General features: G+C 47.4%; 16 protein-coding genes. 9 read left to right on the plus strand and 7 right to left on the minus strand.

What is annotated here, in order from left to right; genetic code table 11:
• From P6574_RS04250 to P6574_RS04275, 6 genes are all read right to left on the minus strand, one after another.
• A complete protein-coding gene (locus P6574_RS04250; protein WP_310619144.1) occupies nt 1-189 on the minus strand; it encodes a hypothetical protein in 189 nt (62 codons plus the stop codon).
• Between the two features lie 24 nt (nt 190-213).
• Nucleotides 214-948: a hypothetical protein gene (locus P6574_RS04255; protein ID WP_310619145.1), complete on the minus strand. Its 735-nt coding sequence runs from the start codon at nt 946-948 to the stop codon at nt 214-216.
• A 36-nt stretch (nt 949-984) separates the two neighbouring features.
• Complete coding sequence (locus tag P6574_RS04260; protein ID WP_310619146.1) at nt 985-1,215, minus strand: RebB family R body protein; 231 nt, start codon at nt 1,213-1,215, stop codon at nt 985-987.
• Nucleotides 1,216-1,284: 69 nt separating this feature from the next.
• Nucleotides 1,285-1,866 (minus strand): RNA polymerase sigma factor, encoded by a 582-nt coding sequence (locus P6574_RS04265; protein ID WP_310622102.1) that lies wholly within the window; start codon nt 1,864-1,866, stop codon nt 1,285-1,287.
• A gap of 450 nt (nt 1,867-2,316) precedes the next feature.
• The gene (locus P6574_RS04270; RefSeq protein ID WP_310619147.1) at nt 2,317-3,186 is read right to left on the minus strand and encodes an SMP-30/gluconolactonase/LRE family protein; all 870 of its coding nucleotides are present in this window, start codon (nt 3,184-3,186) and stop codon (nt 2,317-2,319) included.
• A gap of 129 nt (nt 3,187-3,315) precedes the next feature.
• Nucleotides 3,316-3,801, minus strand: coding sequence for an Lrp/AsnC family transcriptional regulator (locus tag P6574_RS04275; protein WP_310619148.1), 486 nt, complete (start codon nt 3,799-3,801; stop codon nt 3,316-3,318).
• 156 nt (nt 3,802-3,957) lie between these two features.
• Between P6574_RS04275 and ald the strand changes: the two genes are divergently transcribed.
• The 9 genes from ald (at nt 3,958) to P6574_RS04320 (ending at nt 15,693) form a co-directional block, all read left to right on the plus strand.
• A complete protein-coding gene (gene ald, locus P6574_RS04280; RefSeq protein WP_310619149.1) occupies nt 3,958-5,076 on the plus strand; it encodes an alanine dehydrogenase in 1,119 nt (372 codons plus the stop codon).
• Between the two features lie 790 nt (nt 5,077-5,866).
• Nucleotides 5,867-6,946 carry an ABC transporter ATP-binding protein gene (locus P6574_RS04285; protein ID WP_310619150.1) on the plus strand — a complete coding sequence of 360 codons (1,080 nt, stop codon included), beginning with the start codon at nt 5,867-5,869 and terminating at the stop codon, nt 6,944-6,946.
• A 14-nt stretch (nt 6,947-6,960) separates the two neighbouring features.
• Nucleotides 6,961-8,040, plus strand: coding sequence for an ABC transporter ATP-binding protein (locus tag P6574_RS04290; protein ID WP_310619151.1), 1,080 nt, complete (start codon nt 6,961-6,963; stop codon nt 8,038-8,040).
• Nucleotides 8,041-8,042: 2 nt separating this feature from the next.
• Entirely contained in the window at nt 8,043-8,927 is an 885-nt protein-coding gene (locus tag P6574_RS04295; RefSeq protein ID WP_310619152.1) for a carbohydrate ABC transporter permease, read from the plus strand.
• 125 nt (nt 8,928-9,052) lie between these two features.
• Nucleotides 9,053-9,835: a carbohydrate ABC transporter permease gene (locus P6574_RS04300; RefSeq protein WP_405048129.1), complete on the plus strand. Its 783-nt coding sequence runs from the start codon at nt 9,053-9,055 to the stop codon at nt 9,833-9,835.
• Between the two features lie 14 nt (nt 9,836-9,849).
• Entirely contained in the window at nt 9,850-10,131 is a 282-nt protein-coding gene (locus P6574_RS04305; protein ID WP_310619154.1) for a DUF2160 domain-containing protein, read from the plus strand.
• 75 nt (nt 10,132-10,206) lie between these two features.
• A complete protein-coding gene (locus tag P6574_RS04310) occupies nt 10,207-11,922 on the plus strand; it encodes an ABC transporter substrate-binding protein (protein ID WP_310619155.1) in 1,716 nt (571 codons plus the stop codon).
• Nucleotides 11,923-12,136: 214 nt separating this feature from the next.
• Nucleotides 12,137-13,525 carry an MFS transporter gene (locus P6574_RS04315; RefSeq protein ID WP_310619156.1) on the plus strand — a complete coding sequence of 463 codons (1,389 nt, stop codon included), beginning with the start codon at nt 12,137-12,139 and terminating at the stop codon, nt 13,523-13,525.
• A gap of 152 nt (nt 13,526-13,677) precedes the next feature.
• On the plus strand, nt 13,678-15,693 hold the full coding sequence (locus P6574_RS04320; RefSeq protein ID WP_310619157.1) for a trehalase family glycosidase: 2,016 nt from the start codon (nt 13,678-13,680) through the stop codon (nt 15,691-15,693).
• A 114-nt stretch (nt 15,694-15,807) separates the two neighbouring features.
• On the opposite strand, the gene P6574_RS04325 is transcribed toward P6574_RS04320, so the two are convergent.
• The gene (locus P6574_RS04325; protein WP_310619158.1) at nt 15,808-18,246 is read right to left on the minus strand and encodes a methyl-accepting chemotaxis protein; all 2,439 of its coding nucleotides are present in this window, start codon (nt 18,244-18,246) and stop codon (nt 15,808-15,810) included.
• Between the last annotated feature and the right edge of the window lie 49 nt (nt 18,247-18,295).

The raw sequence follows: 18,295 nt of genomic DNA on the forward strand, positions 1-18,295 counted from the left end.
TCAGTTGTGTCCGGTTTTCTTCCGCTTCTTCAGTAGTGTCATCATGATCATTGCCAGAGCCAAGTCTTTGGCTGGGATTTTTGAGAGTTTGAGAACGGCTTCTGCCATATCCCGAGGGATGGCTTTAGGTTGTGTTTCATTAGCACCTTGTGGTGTGGTGGTGCTTTTGGGATTGGAGAATTCCTGCATTCCTAGGTCCCCCTCTAATTCAGGTTAACTGGACTTTGTGTTTTCGATTATGGTGGCGGCTGAGGTGCCAGCCTTCTCACTGGCTGTGCCATAAGCGCTTATGGCAGCTGTCACCATTCCCTGCAGCTCGGTCAGTGCTGTTGCATCAGTGGCCGCTGTGGCGGGTGAAGCGGCAATTTTTGCGGCAACAACAGCTTGTGCGGCGACAGCAATCTGCATGATATTGTTCATGTAGGCTTCTGCGTTTTGTGTTGCGTGCCCTGCTGTTTGCGTTGCCATAACTTCCGCGGGAATGGATACAAGTTGCGGGGCATACTGACTGTTTTGAAAATTACTCAGGTCCACCGCTTGCACAATTTGGCTGTTGAGCGCTGAGGTATCTGGAGGGGAATCTGCGGTGTTGTCGGGCATTACAGTGTCCTTCGCCAACGGTGTCTGTTGTTTATCCAGATTACTTGGGTGTGTTAGTGAAGACGTCTTTCGAGACTGTTTGTGAATTTGGGTTTCACGTGTGCTCGTAGAATTGTTGGGGGGGGCGCTGCTGTGATGCTTAGTATTAGTGTCTAAAGTAGCTAGAGCCTCACTGTGGGTTGGCGTTTGCTTTTGACGCTGATTTGCGCAGGGGGCAGCGGGGTTGTGCGCAATATTTCGACTGCACTGGGTGAGGGGGCGCAAAAGCCCTTTGATGAAGTTTTGCCTTTTTTGAAGTGCTCGCTCATAGGAGGACTGGCCGTTTTGGGTTATGGTAGTCCTACTCATTCCAGCTACCCAGCTTCCAGATACTCATAAAGCGAATTACTTGGCGGCAATCTCCATGATCAGCTGAACGCCTTTGGAAACCACTGCAGTGGAGATCTGGTTCATGGCTTGCTGGGAATGTGTGGCGTTTTGAACCGACAGGCCTGTTGCATTGCTTACCACCTGATAAAGGCTTGCCATTGCTTGGGAGGGAGCTTCAGCGACAACTTTCACATTTGTCTGTGTGACTGCATCGGTGATTTGAGAATTAACTGTGTCATCTGCCATTGCTGTATCCCTATCAAAATTTTTAGATTAACTAAGTTTAAAGACGGAAAAAAAAGAGCATTGTGAAACTCAAAGACTGGATGGGTAATTCCACTTTACGAGATGCCGGAGCTTTTGCCTTAGGAACTGGACACGTTTTCTCGCAAGAGCCTGAGAAATTTCCAAGTCCTCAGAAATTTCAGGATAAGACCGCTCCTCTACGAATTTCATAGTAAAGATGCGCTGGTAAATATCTGGAAGGGTTGTTAAGGCCTGTTGAACCTCTCCCAGTTGCTGCCTGCGTTGAAGTTGATGGTCTTGCTCTGTTGTCAGGTTATTTGCGAAGGACAGCCTGTCTTCATAGACGTCTATTTCGGAAATTCTGTATTGAAATTCATATTTTTTCTTTCGGTATTGGCTTATGAATTCGTTTTTAAGAGCATATAGGAAGAAGGCGCGGGGCTCACGCAGGTCAACCTCTTTGTGTTCAAAGTGGTTTGCGGCTTTTAGTATTGTGGCTGACAGGAGCTCTTCTGCAGCATCGGGGTCGCCACCTGTAAGTCGCATTGCTTTTCCTTTTAGATTTTTTTTGTGTTTTATCCAGTTGTCCCATAATATAGATAGGCTTTTATTGTCTATATTTTGAAGTTCATCTTGGTTTAATAAAAGCATATACTCATACCAATCTAATATATGTGTGTAATATATTTGAAATGGTGGTGACTTATGATCTTTAACTAAGATATTTATCGCGATATATCCATCTGTGTTAAATTGGGGGTTTATGAATATATCGATGACAACCTTGGGTTGTAATTGAGGTAATTGCTGGAAATTGTTCACTAACTCAAGGAGATAGGAGTGGTGGGTTGTAGTATGTTTCTTTATAGGTTGTGTAATATAGCTTGAACAACCTATGGATATATGGGGTCTGTTTGTGATCTCAATGGGCTGGAGCGCGCAGCGTTCATTCACGCCTCGCACTCTAACGTTTATAGTTTGAGCGAGTTCTTGTCGTTTGATTGATTCCAATCGAACGGAACATGCTTTAGATAAATTGAGTATGCGGCTGATTTTCAGTTACGCTAGAGGGACGGCTGTCTCCCGAATGTCAATTAATGCCTAGCCAAAACGAAACCCCTCAACTCCTTGGTAGTCGTCCGCCTTCATGGAGAACAGACTTCCAGATAGTGGGTATTTTTGTAAAGTTGCCGTGTCTGGCTGCAAAGAGGTGACAACAAGCGTTTTCATGTCTGGTCCTGCAAAGCAGGGCATTGTGGGCTTCGGGACTGGCATAGCATAGGATTGGATAAGTTCTCCCGAAGGAGAGAAGCAATTGAGATTGCCTGCAGATACACCGGCAGACCAGTAATTCCCCTCTGCGTCTACAGTTGCGCCATCGGGTCTACCAAGTGTGTTGTCCAGTTGAAGGAAGCGTGCGCGGTTGGATGGCTGGCCTGTTTTGGGGTCAAAATCATAGGTGTTTACCCATCCTGCGGAACTGTCGGAATGGAACATGCGTGTCCCTTCTTTCGTCCAGGCCAGTCCATTGGAGACGCGGATATCCGTTTCTATTGTATGTACATTGCCACTTGCATCCACACGGTAGAGTGCTGCAATGGGCTCACGGGCGGGCGTATCGTCCATGGTTCCGACCCAGAAGGATCCGTCAGGGCCAACTTTTCCGTCGTTTAACCGGGTTCGATTGTTATCGCTTTCAATGTGGGCGATTGTCTCCTGCTTCCCGTTCTCCGTGCGGAACAGTACGATCTCGTCCCCCATAGCTATGACAAGTCCTCCGTCTTTGCATAGGCCGAAAGAACCAACGGGTTTGGGGAAGTCCCAGCTTTCCCTTCTTTTCGAGTTCCAATCCAAGGCGTGAATGGATTGCCCGATTATGTCGCAGTAGAACAGGCGATTGCTTTGGCTATCCCATTGAATGCTCTCGGCGAGTTTGTAAGTGCTATCATGGAAACGGGTAAATATATGCATTAGGGACAAGCTCCGAATAAAGGGCCTAGTTGGATCGTTGCGTTTATAAGCTTCAAAATGGTTAGAGCAAGGGCAGCCCTAACCGTGTTCATTGGTTTTATTTGCCAGATAGGGAAAGAAGAAGGTAATTTAGCCGGTAGAGTGCATGGAATAAGCCGTACGATTGGAGATGGATCGAATGGCGAATGAACTTCGCATTTTGATGACGCCAGGTAACTGAGAAAGATGATCTCGGTGAATACGTTCAAAATCAGCCGGGTCCTCTGCCATGATACGAAGGAGGTAGTCAGCATCTCCCCCCATCAGATGGCACTCCATAATTTCAGTAGATTTGCGAACGGCAGTTTCGAAGGTCTCCAGAGCTTCTTTGGACTGGGAGCCGAGTGAGATTTCCACGAATACGCTCATATTCAAGCCCAGCTTTTGCGGGTTGAGCAAGGCAACATACCGGTCGATAACGCCAGATGCTTCCAAAGACTTGACCCGTCTTAGGCAGGCGGAAGGGGATAGGTTAATACGTTCGGCCAATTCTGCGTTGGAGATGCGACCGTCAACTTGAAGAAGGTTGAGGATTTTTCGATCGATGCGGTCCAATGTGTACCTATTATTTTTCATAGATCAGAATCTTCGAATAATCTGCGAATAGATAGCGAATAGTTTGTAGATTATTGCAATAAAACTGATTTTGAATCAACCTTTGCAAGAACCTGCAATGCGTTGCCAGTTAGTGTCAAAGAAATGCTTTTTGGGACAATTCCGGAGGAGGACATTATGCGTATAGGTGTGCCAAAAGAGATTAAGGACAATGAGTACCGTGTTGGCCTCACACCGGCGAGCGTGCGGGAAGTTGTGACCCACGGTCATGAAGTTGCGGTGGAATCTGGTGCGGGTTTAGGCATTGGTGTATCTGACAATGAGTATATTGCCGCAGGTGCACAGATTAGAGCAAACGCTGCGGAAGTGTTCGAGCAATCAGAGATGATTGTTAAGGTGAAAGAGCCTCAGGCAGTTGAGCGCCGCATGTTACGTTCGGATCAAGTGTTGTTCACCTATCTCCATCTGGCGCCGGATGCGGAACAAACCAAGGATCTGGTTGATTCAGGTGCCGTCTGTATCGCTTATGAAACAGTGCAGGACAGTAAGGGAACCCTGCCGCTTCTAGCTCCTATGTCTCAAGTTGCGGGCCGTTTATCCATACAAGCTGGTGCAACTGCTTTGCAAAAGGCAAATGGTGGGCGCGGTGTTCTTTTGGGCGGTGTTCCTGGTGTTGAGCCTGCCAAGGTTGTTGTAATCGGCGGCGGCGTCGTAGGTTCTCACGCCATTACCATGGCAATCGGCCTTGGTGCGGATGTGACAGTTTTGGATCGTGATTTGGATGTTCTGGCAAGCCTATCCAAGCAGTTTGGTTCATCCTTGAAAACCGTATATTCAACCTATGCCAGTCTTGAAGAATATGTAGTCTCGGCCGACCTTGTTGTCGGAGCGGTTCTGGTGGCTGGAGCTGCAGCTCCGAAGTTAGTGACGCGTGATCATGTGAGCGCTATGAGAGCAGGTAGTGTGCTTGTGGATGTGGCAATTGATCAAGGGGGGTGTTTTGAAACTTCTCGGCCAACAACACATACTAACCCGACCTACATTGTAGATGATGTGGTCCACTATTGTGTAGCCAATATGCCAGGCTCGGTTGCAAGAACATCAACTTATGCCTTGAACAACGCAACGTTGCCCTACGTCCTGGGCCTTGCGGACAATGGGTACAAGGCGGCACTGCGTAACATCCCCGGCTTCTTGAGCGGGTTGAATGTGTACAGGGGTGTCGTGTGCGAAGAGAGTGTTGCCAAAAATCTTGGTTATGAGTTTGTGTCTCCAGATATGGCTTTGAACGATTAGTAGCAGTCTTTTTGACAGTGGGAAGACGGCGGCAAAGTGAGATTCTTTGTCGTCATTTTTATATACGCTCCGCGTGTTAGTTTGGTGCGGTTTCCTTAAGGGCGCTGTTTTGCCACTAAGTCTTATGATGAAAAAGTGCAATTTTACTGCCAATCAAACCGGTTTCGTGTAAAACGCAAAGTAAGGCACCTTATCTCAAAGGTAAGGTTCTTGGTGAAATGCGATCATTCGACAGCTTTTGATCGAATGCACTTGGAGAATAGTATCTCTACCGAGCTCGATGTATGAGCGGAATGAAGTTTGAAGTAGTGCTGCGAAAGTCCACAACTTGCGTTTTTTGCACAGCCCATTCGGCGGGAAACTAGGGGTATCAGTAGTGTGGCTATTGGCAATAATACTAGTAATATGCTCGACTTACAGGGTGCTGTCGCATCCCGCTGAGTACAGCAGGATTAGGTTTCGACTAACTGGGTGCAGGTTTCGTTTTATTTCATATTGACTAATAAAGAAACAATATGCAAGTTAGTGAAGAGTACGTAGTCACACACTAAACATAGTTTGCGATAGGTAATAGGAGCGTGGGGGATCTTTGCCAGGGAAACTGTGAATACGGAATGGCAAATTTTCTGAATCATGAGGGTTCAGTCGGGAAATTTGGTTTCAAAATCTGGTTTGAAATCGGGCAATACCTCTGAGATTTATGTAAGCTTTCGAAAGCTATCTTTGGAATGAAGCCGTGGGCTGTCTGCCGAAAGTTTTAAACTTTCTGTAGGGCCATGGGAGGGGCGGAATGTTAGAGTTAAGAGACGTCAGCATGCTCGTTGGCGGCGTCTATCACACACGCAATGTGTCTATGAAGCTTGAGCGCGGATCGCTCAATGTTCTTTTGGGACCGACACTTTCCGGTAAGACTAGTTTGATGCGCTTGATGGCGGGGTTGGATAAACCCACATCTGGTCAGATTCTCGTTGAGGGTAAGGATGTAACTGGGCTTTCTGTTCGAAAGCGCGACGTTGCAATGGTTTACCAGCAGTTCATTAACTACCCTGCATTGACGGTTTATGAAAATATCGCCTCGCCAATGCGCGTGGAAGGAAAGTCCAAGAGTTATATCGACAAGGAAGTTCGCCGTGCGGCCGACCTGTTGAAGCTGACACCTTATCTGGACCGGACACCATTGAATATGTCTGGTGGCCAGCAGCAGCGTACAGCTCTTGCCCGTGCGCTGGTTAAAGGAGCGCATCTTGTTCTGATGGATGAGCCTCTGGCAAACCTTGATTATAAGCTTCGCGAAGAGCTGCGGGCTGAACTTCCCAAGATTTTTGCGGAAGCCGGTTCAGTGTTCGTTTATGCAACGACTGAACCTTCTGAAGCACTTCTTCTGGGTGGTAGTACTGCAACTTTGCATCATGGGTATGTTAGCCAGTTTGGCTCTACACTGGGCGTTTATAGTAACCCTCAAGACCTTGTAACTGCCCAGACTTTCTCCGATCCTCCGCTCAATACGCTTTCAGCTGTCAAAAAAGACAATAGCTTTGTGCTTTCCAGCGGCCGTCGGATTTCCGTGACACCTGCTCAGATGAGCTTGCCAGACGGAAAGTACACAATCGGCATCCGTCCGCACCAGCTGTACATGCGAGCACCAAATGAGAATGCTGTGAGCTTGGGCGCCCATGTGGTTGTCTCCGAGATCACCGGCTCGGAAAGTTTCATTCACTTGGATTGTTTGGGCGAACGCTGGGTTGCTCTGACCCACGGCATTCACAATCACGAACAAGGTGAAGAAGTGCACATTTTCGTGGACGCCAACACTTTCCTTCTTTTCGATGAAAACGGCAAGCGTGCCGCGCCTGCTCTGCAGGCAGCTTAAACGGAAGAGTTCTAATGGCACGTATAGACCTAAATCATATTCGCCACTCTTATAAGCCAAACCCGCAAAATGATGCGGACTATGCTCTTAAAGAAGTGCATCACACATTCGATGATGGTGGAGCCTATGCTCTGCTAGGGCCTTCAGGCTGTGGCAAGACGACGCTTTTGAACATCATCTCCGGCATTTTGCGTCCATCAGAAGGGGACCTTCTGTTTGACGGTGTTTCTGTGCGCGATTTGCCTACACGAGCTCGCAATATTGCGCAGGTTTTCCAGTTCCCTGTCATTTACGACACTATGAGTGTTTACGACAATCTGGCATTTCCGTTGCGCAACCGCAAAATGGCCGAGCCGGACGTGGACAAAAAGGTTCGCGAGATCCTTAAAATTATCGATCTTGAAGCCAAAGCAAAACGGAAAGCGCAAGGGCTGACAGCCGATGAGAAACAGAAGATTTCTCTTGGGCGTGGTCTGGTTCGTTCTGACGTGAACGCGATTTTGTTCGATGAACCACTGACGGTTATTGATCCGCATATGAAATGGGTTCTGCGCTCTCAGCTGAAAACCCTACATAAGCAGTTCGGATACTCAATGGTTTATGTGACCCATGACCAGACCGAAGCGCTGACATTTGCAGACAAGGTTGTGGTGATGCACGATGGGCAAGTGGTCCAGATCGGCACTCCTGATGAGTTATTCCAGCGTCCACAGCATACGTTTGTCGGTTACTTCATCGGCTCTCCGGGCATGAATGTCATGCCATGTAATGTGGGCAATGCTTCTGTGCGCGTTGGCGAACACACCATCAACTTGCCGCACTATGCGAATGCATCCGCTGTTACAGGGAAAACAGAACTGGGTATTCGCCCGGAATTTGTGAGCCTTAGCAGAGACAAGGAAGGGCTGCCTATTTCCGTGAAAGCGGTTGAGGATATCGGTCGCTACCGCATTGTACGCGGTAATATGGATGGCATCGAGTTGAATGCAATTGTTCTTGAGGGTGAGGAAATCCCTGAAAGTCCAAAGGCTGTATTCAATGAAGATAAATTGAATCTCTATGCCAATGACTGGCTGGTAAGTAGGGGGGCTTAGGCATGGGCAAGACCTATAATAACAAAGCCTGGTTCATGGTGCTGCCAGTGCTTCTACTGGTTGCGTTTTCTGCTGTCATTCCATTGATGACGGTTGTGAACTACGCGTTTCAAGATACCTTTGGAAATAACCAGTTCTTTTGGGCTGGTACGGAGTGGTTTCAAGAATTGCTGCAATCTGAGCGCTTTTTCAACGCTTTGGTCCGCAACTTGGCCTTCTCCTTTATTATTTTGGCAATTGAAATTCCCTTGGGAATTATAATTGCCCTTAACATGCCCAAAAAAGGCTGGGGTGTTCCCGTCTGTTTGGTCATGATGGCACTGCCATTGTTGGTGCCGTGGAACGTGGTTGGCACTATCTGGCAGGTATTCGGCCGCGTTGACATTGGTTTGTTGGGGCACACGCTCAACGCTTTGGGGATTGATTACAACTACTCCCAAGACTCAGTTGCTGCTTGGATCACTATTGTGGTCATGGATGTATGGCACTGGACAAGCCTGGTAGTTCTTCTGTGTTATGCTGGTCTGGTTTCTATTCCAGAGGCATACTATCAGGCTGCTCGTATTGATGGTGCATCCAAGTGGGCGGTATTCCGCTACATTCAGCTCCCAAAGATGCATGGCGTTCTCCTGATCGCAGTTCTACTGCGCTTCATGGACAGCTTCATGATCTACACCGAACCATTCGTGGTAACCGGTGGTGGGCCTGGTAACTCAACAACCTTCCTCTCAATTGACCTCGTGAAAATGGCCATTGGCCAGTTTGATGTGGGACCGGCTGCGGCTATGTCTCTGGTCTACTTCCTGATCATTCTTCTGTTCTCATGGGTGTTCTACACAATCATGACGAATGTGGGCGAAGAGAAGCAGCAGCAGGTGGGAGAATAATAATGTCAACGACAACTGATACTGCCGGTCTAGGCGCCGGAGTGGTGCCAACCAAGACTGCCCCAAATAGGGGGCAGTCACTAGCTAACGTTAAAGTGCAAAGAGAAAACAGCCGTTTCTCTTGGATGGTTCCAACATTTTACATAGTCTTCTTGATGTTGCCGATTTATTGGCTCGTCAACATGAGTTTCAAGACCACTGAAGAGATCCTCTCAGGGTTCTCTTTGCTGCCGCAAAACCCGACTATCGCCAACTATATGGTCATTTTCACCGATCCAAGTTGGTATAATGGCTACATCAACTCCATCATCTATGTGGCATTGAATACGGCAATATCCGTGGCTGTAGCGCTGCCGGCTGCCTACGCATTTTCTCGCTACAAGTTCTTAGGTGACAAGCATCTGTTCTTCTGGCTGCTTACAAACCGTATGTCGCCACCGGCAGTGTTTGTTTTGCCGTTCTTCCAGCTGTACTCGGCGTTTGAGCTGATTGACACTCACTGGGCGGTTGCTCTGGCTCACTGTTTGTTCAACGTACCGCTGGCTGTATGGATTTTGGAAGGCTTCATGTCAGGTGTACCTAAAGAGATTGACGAGACGGCATATATCGATGGGTATTCTTTCCCCAAGTTCTTCTTGAAGATCTTTATGCCGATGATTGCTAGTGGTATTGGTGTTGTTGCCTTTTTCTGCTTCATGTTCTCGTGGGTAGAACTCTTGATCGCAAGAACACTTACTGTTACAGATGCTAAGCCTATTGCTGCAACCATGACGAGAACAGTTTCTGCTTCCGGTCTGGATTGGGGTGTACTGGCTGCCGCGGGTGTCTTGACCATTATTCCAGGTGCTTTGGTTATCTGGTTTGTACGTAACTACATTGCCAAGGGCTTTGCCTTGGGCCGCGTGTAAGAAGGGGTCGTCAAATGGATCTGTCTTGGATGGCGTGGACGACGCCCACTGCGATATTCTTTATTACCATTTTGAGCTTGATAGCCGGGATGGGGGTTTGGGAGTATTTCGTTCCGGGCGGTAGCCCAAGGATAGGAATACTCCGTTTTGAGACAACCCGGGGTGACCGCTTGTTCATCTCGCTGCTGGGGAGTGCATTTATTTGTCTGTTCTGGCTTGGGTTGGTGAGTACGAACCTTTGGTTCGCACTTGGAGTTTGCCTTGTGTACGCTGCCTGCGTATTTCGGTGGGTTTAGAGTAAGAGGCGTTAGTATGGGTCCGCACCTTATCCCTAGTGTGCGGACTTTATTTAAATATTTGGGAGGGTATTTATGCGAGGTAGTTTACTAGCCTCTGTTGCATTTGCTGCAATGGTTACAGCTTCAGGTTCTGCATTTGCGGACATGGAAGCTGCCAAGAAGTGGGTTGCTGACGAATTCCAGCCTTCTACTCTTTCTCAGGAAGAGCAGCTCAAGGAAATGGACTGGTTCGTAAAAGCCGCTCAGCCATTCAAGGGCATGGAAATCAAGGTGGTTTCCGAAACCATCACAACTCACGAGTATGAAGCTAAGGTTCTAGCCAAAGCATTCACCGAGATCACAGGCATCAAAGTTACGCATGACCTGATCGGTGAAGGTGACGTTGTAGAGAAGCTCCAGACTCAGATGCAGTCCGGTGAAAACATCTATGATGCTTACATCAATGACTCCGACCTCATCGGTACACATGCACGATACCAGCAGGTTCGTAACCTGACAGACTGGATGTCGAAAGAAGGTAAAGACGTAACTTTGCCAACTTTGGATTTGGAAGACTTTATTGGTTCGTCTTTCACAACCGGTCCAGATGGCAAGCTTTACCAGCTTCCTGACCAGCAGTTCGCAAACCTTTACTGGTTCCGTTACGACTGGTTTACAAACCCAGAAATCAAAGCTCAGTTTAAAGCCAAATACGGCTACGAGCTTGGTGTTCCGGTTAACTGGTCTGCATACGAAGACATCGCTGAATTCTTCACAAACGATGTGAAAGAAATCGACGGTGAAAAAGTATACGGTCACATGGACTACGGTAAAAAAGATCCATCTTTGGGTTGGCGCTTTACCGATGCATGGCTCTCCATGGCTGGTGCTGGCGACAAGGGTATCCCGAATGGTTTCCCTGTTGACGAATGGGGCATTCGCGTAGACGGCTGTTCACCAGTTGGTTCTTCCGTTGAGCGTGGTGGTGCTACTGATGGTCCTGCTGCTGTTTACTCAATCAACAAGTACATTGATTGGTTGAAGAAGTATGCTCCGCCTGAAGCTGGTGGCATGGTGTTCTCCGAAGCTGGTCCTGTTCCAGCCCAAGGGTCTATCGCTCAGCAGATCTTCTGGTACACAGCCTTCACTGCCGACATGGTGAAAGAAGGTCTTCCAGTAGTGAATGCAGACGGCACTCCAAAGTGGCGTATGGCTCCTTCTCCGAAGGGCGCTTACTGGGAAGAAGGCATGAAGCTTGGTTATCAGGACGCTGGTTCCTGGACCTTGATGAAGTCTACTCCTGAAGATCGTGCAAAAGCTGCGTGGCTCTACGCACAGTTTACTGTTGCAAAGTCCACTTCTTTGAAGAAATCCCACGTTGGTCTGACCTTCGTGCGTGACAGTGACGTGCGTCACGAATCCTTCACAGAACGTGCGCCTAAGCTCGGTGGTCTTGTTGAATTCTACCGTTCGCCAGCTCGCGTTCAGTGGACACCAACAGGTACAAACGTTCCTGATTATCCAAAGCTGGCTCAGCTGTGGTGGCAGAACATTGGTGATGCATCTTCTGGCGCAAAAACTGCTCAGGAAGCTATGACATCCCTTGCAACTGCTCAGGATAAAGTTCTGGCTCGTATCGAACGTGCTGGCATTCAGGGCGAATGTGGTCCGAAACTTAACGAACCACAGTCCCGTGATTATTGGTTGTCTCAGCCAGGTGCGCCTAAGGCTCGCCTTGGTAACGAGAAGCCTCAGCCAATCACTGTTGATTATGATGAGCTGTTAGAGAGCTGGGCTGACGAAAGCTAAGCGCTTTACTTAAGAGCAAGCAATTTTGGGGCTGGCAGGTGTAAACCTGCCAGCCCCTTTTGTTTGACAGGTTTGTGTATTCCAGAAGCATTTCTCATAATCTTAAGGGAGTTTATGTAAGTAGAGGGGAAAGTCAGTAACATTTGGCTCAGTGCCAAACCTATTTCTCCGTCAAGCATAGAGATCCGGTTTCGCATATTCAGGAGGTTTTCGAGTGCTCGCAAGAGATGCCAATCGAAAGTGGTGGATCCTCGGCGCGATGGGCGGGGTCCTTGCCGTTATACTGCTGGACTTTACTGTTGTTGGCGTAGCATTGCCTTCAATGAAAAAGGAAATTGGACTATCGGAGCTTGGCTCCCATTGGGTGATCAATGCCTATTTTCTCGTCATGGCAGTAGGGGTCGCTGTTTTTGGGCGCCTTGGTGATATAATTGGACAAAAGTCCATTTTATTCAGTGGTCTGATTATTTTTGGCGTGTCATCGCTTCTTTGTGCTGCTGCGCAGAATACTGAAATGATTGTTGGGGCCAGAATAGGGCAGGGGCTTGGTGCAGCCCTGATTTTCCCCTGTGGTATGTCGATTATTGCGAATGTCTTTGAACCAGAGCAGCGTGGATTTGCCTACGGTATTCAAACGGCAACCTCTGGTATTGCAATGGCCCTTGGCCCCTTAACTGGCGGTATTATCTCCAACTTCATATCATGGCGGGGCGTGTTCTGGATTAATGCTCCCATTGTTCTTGCAATTGTGCTCATCATGCTCTGGAAAGGGCGTGATAAACCAAATACCCTTTTAGAACGCAATGTCTACTCTCCTAAACAGGTTAGAAAAGAACCCTTTGATTATGTGGGGTGTTCTTTATTTTGTGTTGGTTTGAGCTTTTGTGTCATTGCCTTACTTCAGATATCAGACTGGGGTTACCTAGTTGCGGCTATTGGAATAATTGCCGGGATTTGTCTTCTGGCACTTTTCAGCGTGATGGAAAGGAAAAATAAAAACCCGTTTATGGATGTCTCGCTTTTCTCAGACAAGGGATTTAGTTCGTACAATCTTGTCGTCGTTGCAGGGCAGTTCATGCAAACAGCCGCGGTTGTTTTTGTACCCATCTACCTACAAAGTGGGATGGGATTTAGCCCTCTAATGGCAGGTGTTGCCATGCTGCCAGCTGTTATTCACCTTCCTTTGACGGGGCTTTGGTGTGGGCGGCTTTCCGATGTGCACTCGGAGCGCACACTGGCCATAATAACAATTTTTGCCAGTGCAGTGACACTAAGCATGTTTGGCTTCGCAGCCTATTATAAGTCCTACTGGCTTTTTGTTCCTGCTCTTATCCTTTGGGGTTTTGCGCTTCCATTTCATTTCGTACCCATGCGAAAGGCAGTAGTCGCCAGCGTGACAAGTAATAAGGTAGGGCAAGCAAGCGGCATCTGTATTGCAGCGCAGTTGGTTGGGGGAACAATTTATGTTTCTTATGCGGGAGCGGTATTATCCCTGTCAGACAGTTATCCGTTTCTCTTCATTAGTAGCGGTCTCCTACTTCTGTTAGCATGGTTGGTTGTTCTGGCCTGGATGCCACAGAAACTTGTGACGCCGAACGAGTAGAGACATCTAGATTACAATCGTAATACCACAGGTTGGAGGAGAGCGTGGTTGGGGAGGAATAATTAATGGCAACCATAAAACTGATGCCATGGAATGGAGCTGTCTCTTAGTATTCCTATGCCTACCATCGTGACCGGAGAGGTTGTTTTGGTATGGCCCAAATCATACGCACTGTACTTATACTGTTCATTTTGGTTACCCCATCAAGGGCGACAGATTTGCCAGAGACATCTAGCAAGCAGATATCGGCAAGGCCAGCCGTTTTAGAGGCTTGTAATGCAGAGCTTGATTCCCAAGAGCGGGGCAGTCGGGATAGATTGCTGCAGCTTTCGGTTGATTGCATTATACCTTACATCAATGGGCTTTGGCTTGACCCTGGGACTTTGTACCGATCTCGCCAAAACATTGAAGAACAAGCGACTGACAAGCTGATACGAGAGAAAAAGGATTATAGGTTTCCAATTTACTATCCAAGGCAGGTGTCAAGCATTGTTCGAAAAGACCTTCACGGCGTCATTGGAGAACACAGCCGGATAGCATTGAAAGAACTGCCAGATCCACTCCCAAAGCCGAGCCTTTCATCTGAGAGTATATATAATAGGCCTGGGCTCTTATACCTGCCCAACCCTTATGTGGTGCCGGGTGAAATTTTTAATGAAATGTATGGATGGGATTCTTACTTCATCATTCGCGGTATGTTGGCTTCCATTGATTACATTATGGCTAATCCTACCAGTAAGATATGGCTGCAAAGTGAGAAGAGGTTTGTTGCGCTTAGTCCTGAGGAAGACAGTGAGTGGTATTTCAAGAGATATGCCAAACGGCTTTTTGATACAGCCAAAGGCATGGTGGACAATCATATCTTCCAGATAAGGTATTATGGTGGGTATATCTTAAATGCGAACCGAACCTATTATCTGACGCGATCACAACCACCTCTTTTTACGCAAGAGGCTTTGGAAGTTTATGCTTATGCCAAGAAGTATGGGTTTGAATATAGCGAAACTCTTGCCCCATTCTTTGGCCTGTCGGAGATTAACTTCATTCAGCCTGCAAGTTATGAAGAATGGATTGAATACGAAGTCTTGCCCGCTGCGAAGGCATATTATGCCTATTGGACTGACCCTGACTTGGTTCAGCTAAAATCTAAGGGGAACCCAAGAGTAAAGAACATCAAGTTTGAAGGAAAACAGTATTGGATCAGCTTATACGGAACTGATGGAATGGGCCCCGCTCCTGAGGTTGCAAACAGTAGCCAACCGCAAAATCAGAAATACTACTCCGTGGTTGCTTCGTACTTCAAACAGAATGAGAGCCAAAATGGATACCGACAATTTTTCAATGACGAAAACACATGTGACGGTGTGTTTATGCAATCAGGTTGCGGGGATCCTGTATATCACCTGACGCAAGAGTATTATGCATCTGACAGGGCGGCCCGCGCCTCTGGTTTTGATCTTTCAGCCCGTTTTGGCAAAGTAGGGCAGTGGACTATGCACTATGCGCCGCTATCCTTAAATGCTCTTCTTTACCAGATGTCTAAAGACCTCAATAAGCTTGCGGATATCACTAACCTCCTGCCAATTATTCCTAAGGCAGATATTGATGAGCGGGTGAAATTTCTGGTTAAATTTTTTAAACGGAGTAAGGGGGGAGGTTTTGGGGATCGACTGATTCACAGGCCCGGTGGTGCTCCAAACTTACCTGAGTTCAGTTATTCCTATGGAACACAATATTATTTACTTTGGGCAAATTTGCTGCTGGAGCAATCTCAAGTTGAGGAACTGTTAAAAAACCTTAAGCAAACGGATCAGCAGCAAAGACTATCTCTCTTACCTAGTACGTGGAATAAGCAGTTCGGGATTCCAATGAGTTTACAATGGAGCGGGGATCAGTGGGATGCCCCCTTCGCGTGGGCTCCTATCCAGCTTTTTGCTGTGGAAGGTCTGCGCCGTGTTAATCGTTCCCGCATAGCGGCAGGAGTGATGACAAGTTGGCTCACTGCTATCAGCACCGCATTTATGCAAGAAGGTGTTATTAAGGAAAAATATAATGCAAGTGCCCCGTTGAAGGAGACAGTGGTACAGCGCGGTTATGCGCATGCACAGCGAGGATTTGGCTGGACCAACGCCAGTTACCTACTTTTCTACCAAGCTCTTTCGAACTGAGAGCGCTAAAAAATAGATGGCCTTTGATCTTGAAGCGTAAGAGAAGATCAAACAGGTTGCAAAGCCACTTGAGGGCATTGTGGCTTGCAACCCGCTTTTTGCTTGTACTCGTATTTAACTAACTTTAGCGACGGAACTTAGAAACTCATCAACCTCTCTGCTTAGAGACAGAGTTTTTTCGGTTACCTCATTTGTCGCCATGAGCACACCGTTGGCGGCCCGGTTGGTATCAGTTACAGACTTCGATACCTCAGTGATATTATTGTTCACCATTGCAGTTCCCTCTGAAGCCTCAAGAGCGTTGCGGCTAATCTCGCTGGTCGCAGCTCCCTGTTGTTCTACGGCAGTCACAATGGCGGTCGTATACTGGGAGACTTCATCCATAGTTGCCGATATCTTCTCGATGGAAGTAACGGCTTCATCCGTGGACCCTTGAATAGCTGAAATTTGCGTTCGTATTTCCTCTGTTGCCTTGGACGTCTGGGTGGCCAGTTCCTTGACTTCAGAAGCAACGACGGCAAACCCTTTGCCTGCTTCTCCAGCACGAGCGGCTTCAATCGTTGCATTCAGAGCCAGAAGGTTAGTTTGTTCGGCAATTGCTTGAATGAGTCCTACAACCTCTCCAATCTTTCCGGTAGCCTCGGCCAGATGAAGAATACGGTCATTGGAGTTATGCGCATCAGTTGTTGCTTTCCCAACAACATCTGTCGTTGCTGTTACCTGACGGGCAATCTCATCAATAGAGGCGGCAAGTTCTTCAGCTGCCGAAGAGACCATTTGAACATTCAAGGCAGCCTCATTTGAGGAACTGGATGCACTGGCAGTTGTTTCCGAAGTGGCTTTTGCAAGCTCTGACATATCTTGGGCAGTTCGGCCCATTTCACTCATACTGTTTCCAACAGCACCTAATAAATCGTGACTCTTTTCTTTAAAGGCTTCAATGAGCTGTGCAATGGCCTGTTGTTTCTCTTTTTCTCTCGCGCGCGCCTTATCTTGCTCAGACTGCAAATTTACGCGTTCTTGAGCGTTTTCTTTGAAGACCTGAACCATTCGGCTTATTTCTCCAACTTCATCCTGACGGCTCAAACCACGAATGCGCACATCCAGTTTGCCTCCAACAAGCTGCGCCATAATGGAAGTTAACCGCCTGATAGGCAGGGAAATAATACGGCTAAGAATGACAATGATGATGATGCCAAGGACCAGGCAAATAATATCAACTATTGCGATAACTTCGATTGCACGTTGACTTCTGGAGAAGGCTGAACTTGCTTCAGCCTCTGCAATGCTTGATATGCTTTCCTGCAGATTTTGGGAAAGAAAAACAAGATCTGCCCGCTTGCTATAAAGGTCGATTTGATTTTCTGAAAGTACTGCAAACTTATCCTGTAAAGCTTTACTCACGGAAGAAATGCTTTTCGCCAGCTTGTTTATTTCCGCTGACTGGGTTTCCTTGCTCTGGAATTCAGCGGTTGCCTCAACAAATAGTTTGATCTGTTTGGAGACATCCTCTTCCAGTAGCTGGCTGCCCGGCCGCAGGAAATCCAGTGTTTTGACCGTGGATTCAGTTGAGGCAATAAACAAAGCCTGCGTACGCTGGCTAATCTGCTCAACATCCTGCAGGAGCTGCCCTGATATCTTCTGGATATTTCTTGAAGCAGAAATGGTTGCCTGAGAAAAGGCAATCGTCATTTTGGAGCCATTTGAAACTCTCTTCATCTTCTTGGCAACTTCATCTTTGACAATGAACTTTTCAGAAAAGTCAGTTGTGTCTCTATATGTTTTCAGCTGCGCGGTGAGCTGTTGGTTCACCTCACTCAGTTGCTTAACAGATTCGCTGTCAAAGCCCTGAATTTCAAGCGCAGTTAGCTCGTCAAAGTATTTTTGTGTTTTTGCAGCCAGCAGAATTGTCTTTTTAAGGAGTTGTTCCTCGTTGCCACCGGAAGTGGCGTCAAGAAAATCAAACCGCATTTGCAGAAGGTTATTATGGATGTTGACGGCAAGCTTTCCAGCTTTTTCAGCGAGGGCAACTTGTTCCTGTGCCTCAGTGTAGCTTGTCAAAGCAGACTGGTTGAGTTTGGAAATTTCATTCCTGACAGCTGCATCAATCTTTTTGATGGAGCCAATTGTCTCCATCAGCTCGGAGAGCTTTGCAGATTGGTTTGAATTGAGTGTTCGTAGTTCGTCAAAGGATGTGGATAGGTCTTTGATATTCTTGCGAGCATGGCTAAAATCCTGACCGGACAGGGCCAGTTGGGCCGCATTTTGTTGATAGGTTTCTAACTGGGCAGCGAGCCCTGTCAGTTCCTGAGCTGCCACGTCAGCTGTCTGGCTATCGAGATGGCGCAAATATGTTTCTCGGGCAGCTGTGGCGTCCTGCAGCTTCTGCATCAAATGTAAAGTAGAGCTCGTCAACTCTGTTTGTTTGGAAAGTTTATAGATAGAAAAAATTCCTAGTCCGCCAACCGTTAATGCCAGCAGCATAATTATAAAAAAACCTCCGCCAATTTTAACGGATAGCTTTTGATTGCCAATAAATCGCAGCAATTGCACCAGAATCACCCCCCTCAAGGTAAAAAATTGAACAGAGGCTAAAGCGCAA

It is taken from the genome of Pseudovibrio sp. M1P-2-3 (assembly GCF_031501865.1).
Taxonomy (GTDB): domain Bacteria; phylum Pseudomonadota; class Alphaproteobacteria; order Rhizobiales; family Stappiaceae; genus Pseudovibrio; species Pseudovibrio corallicola.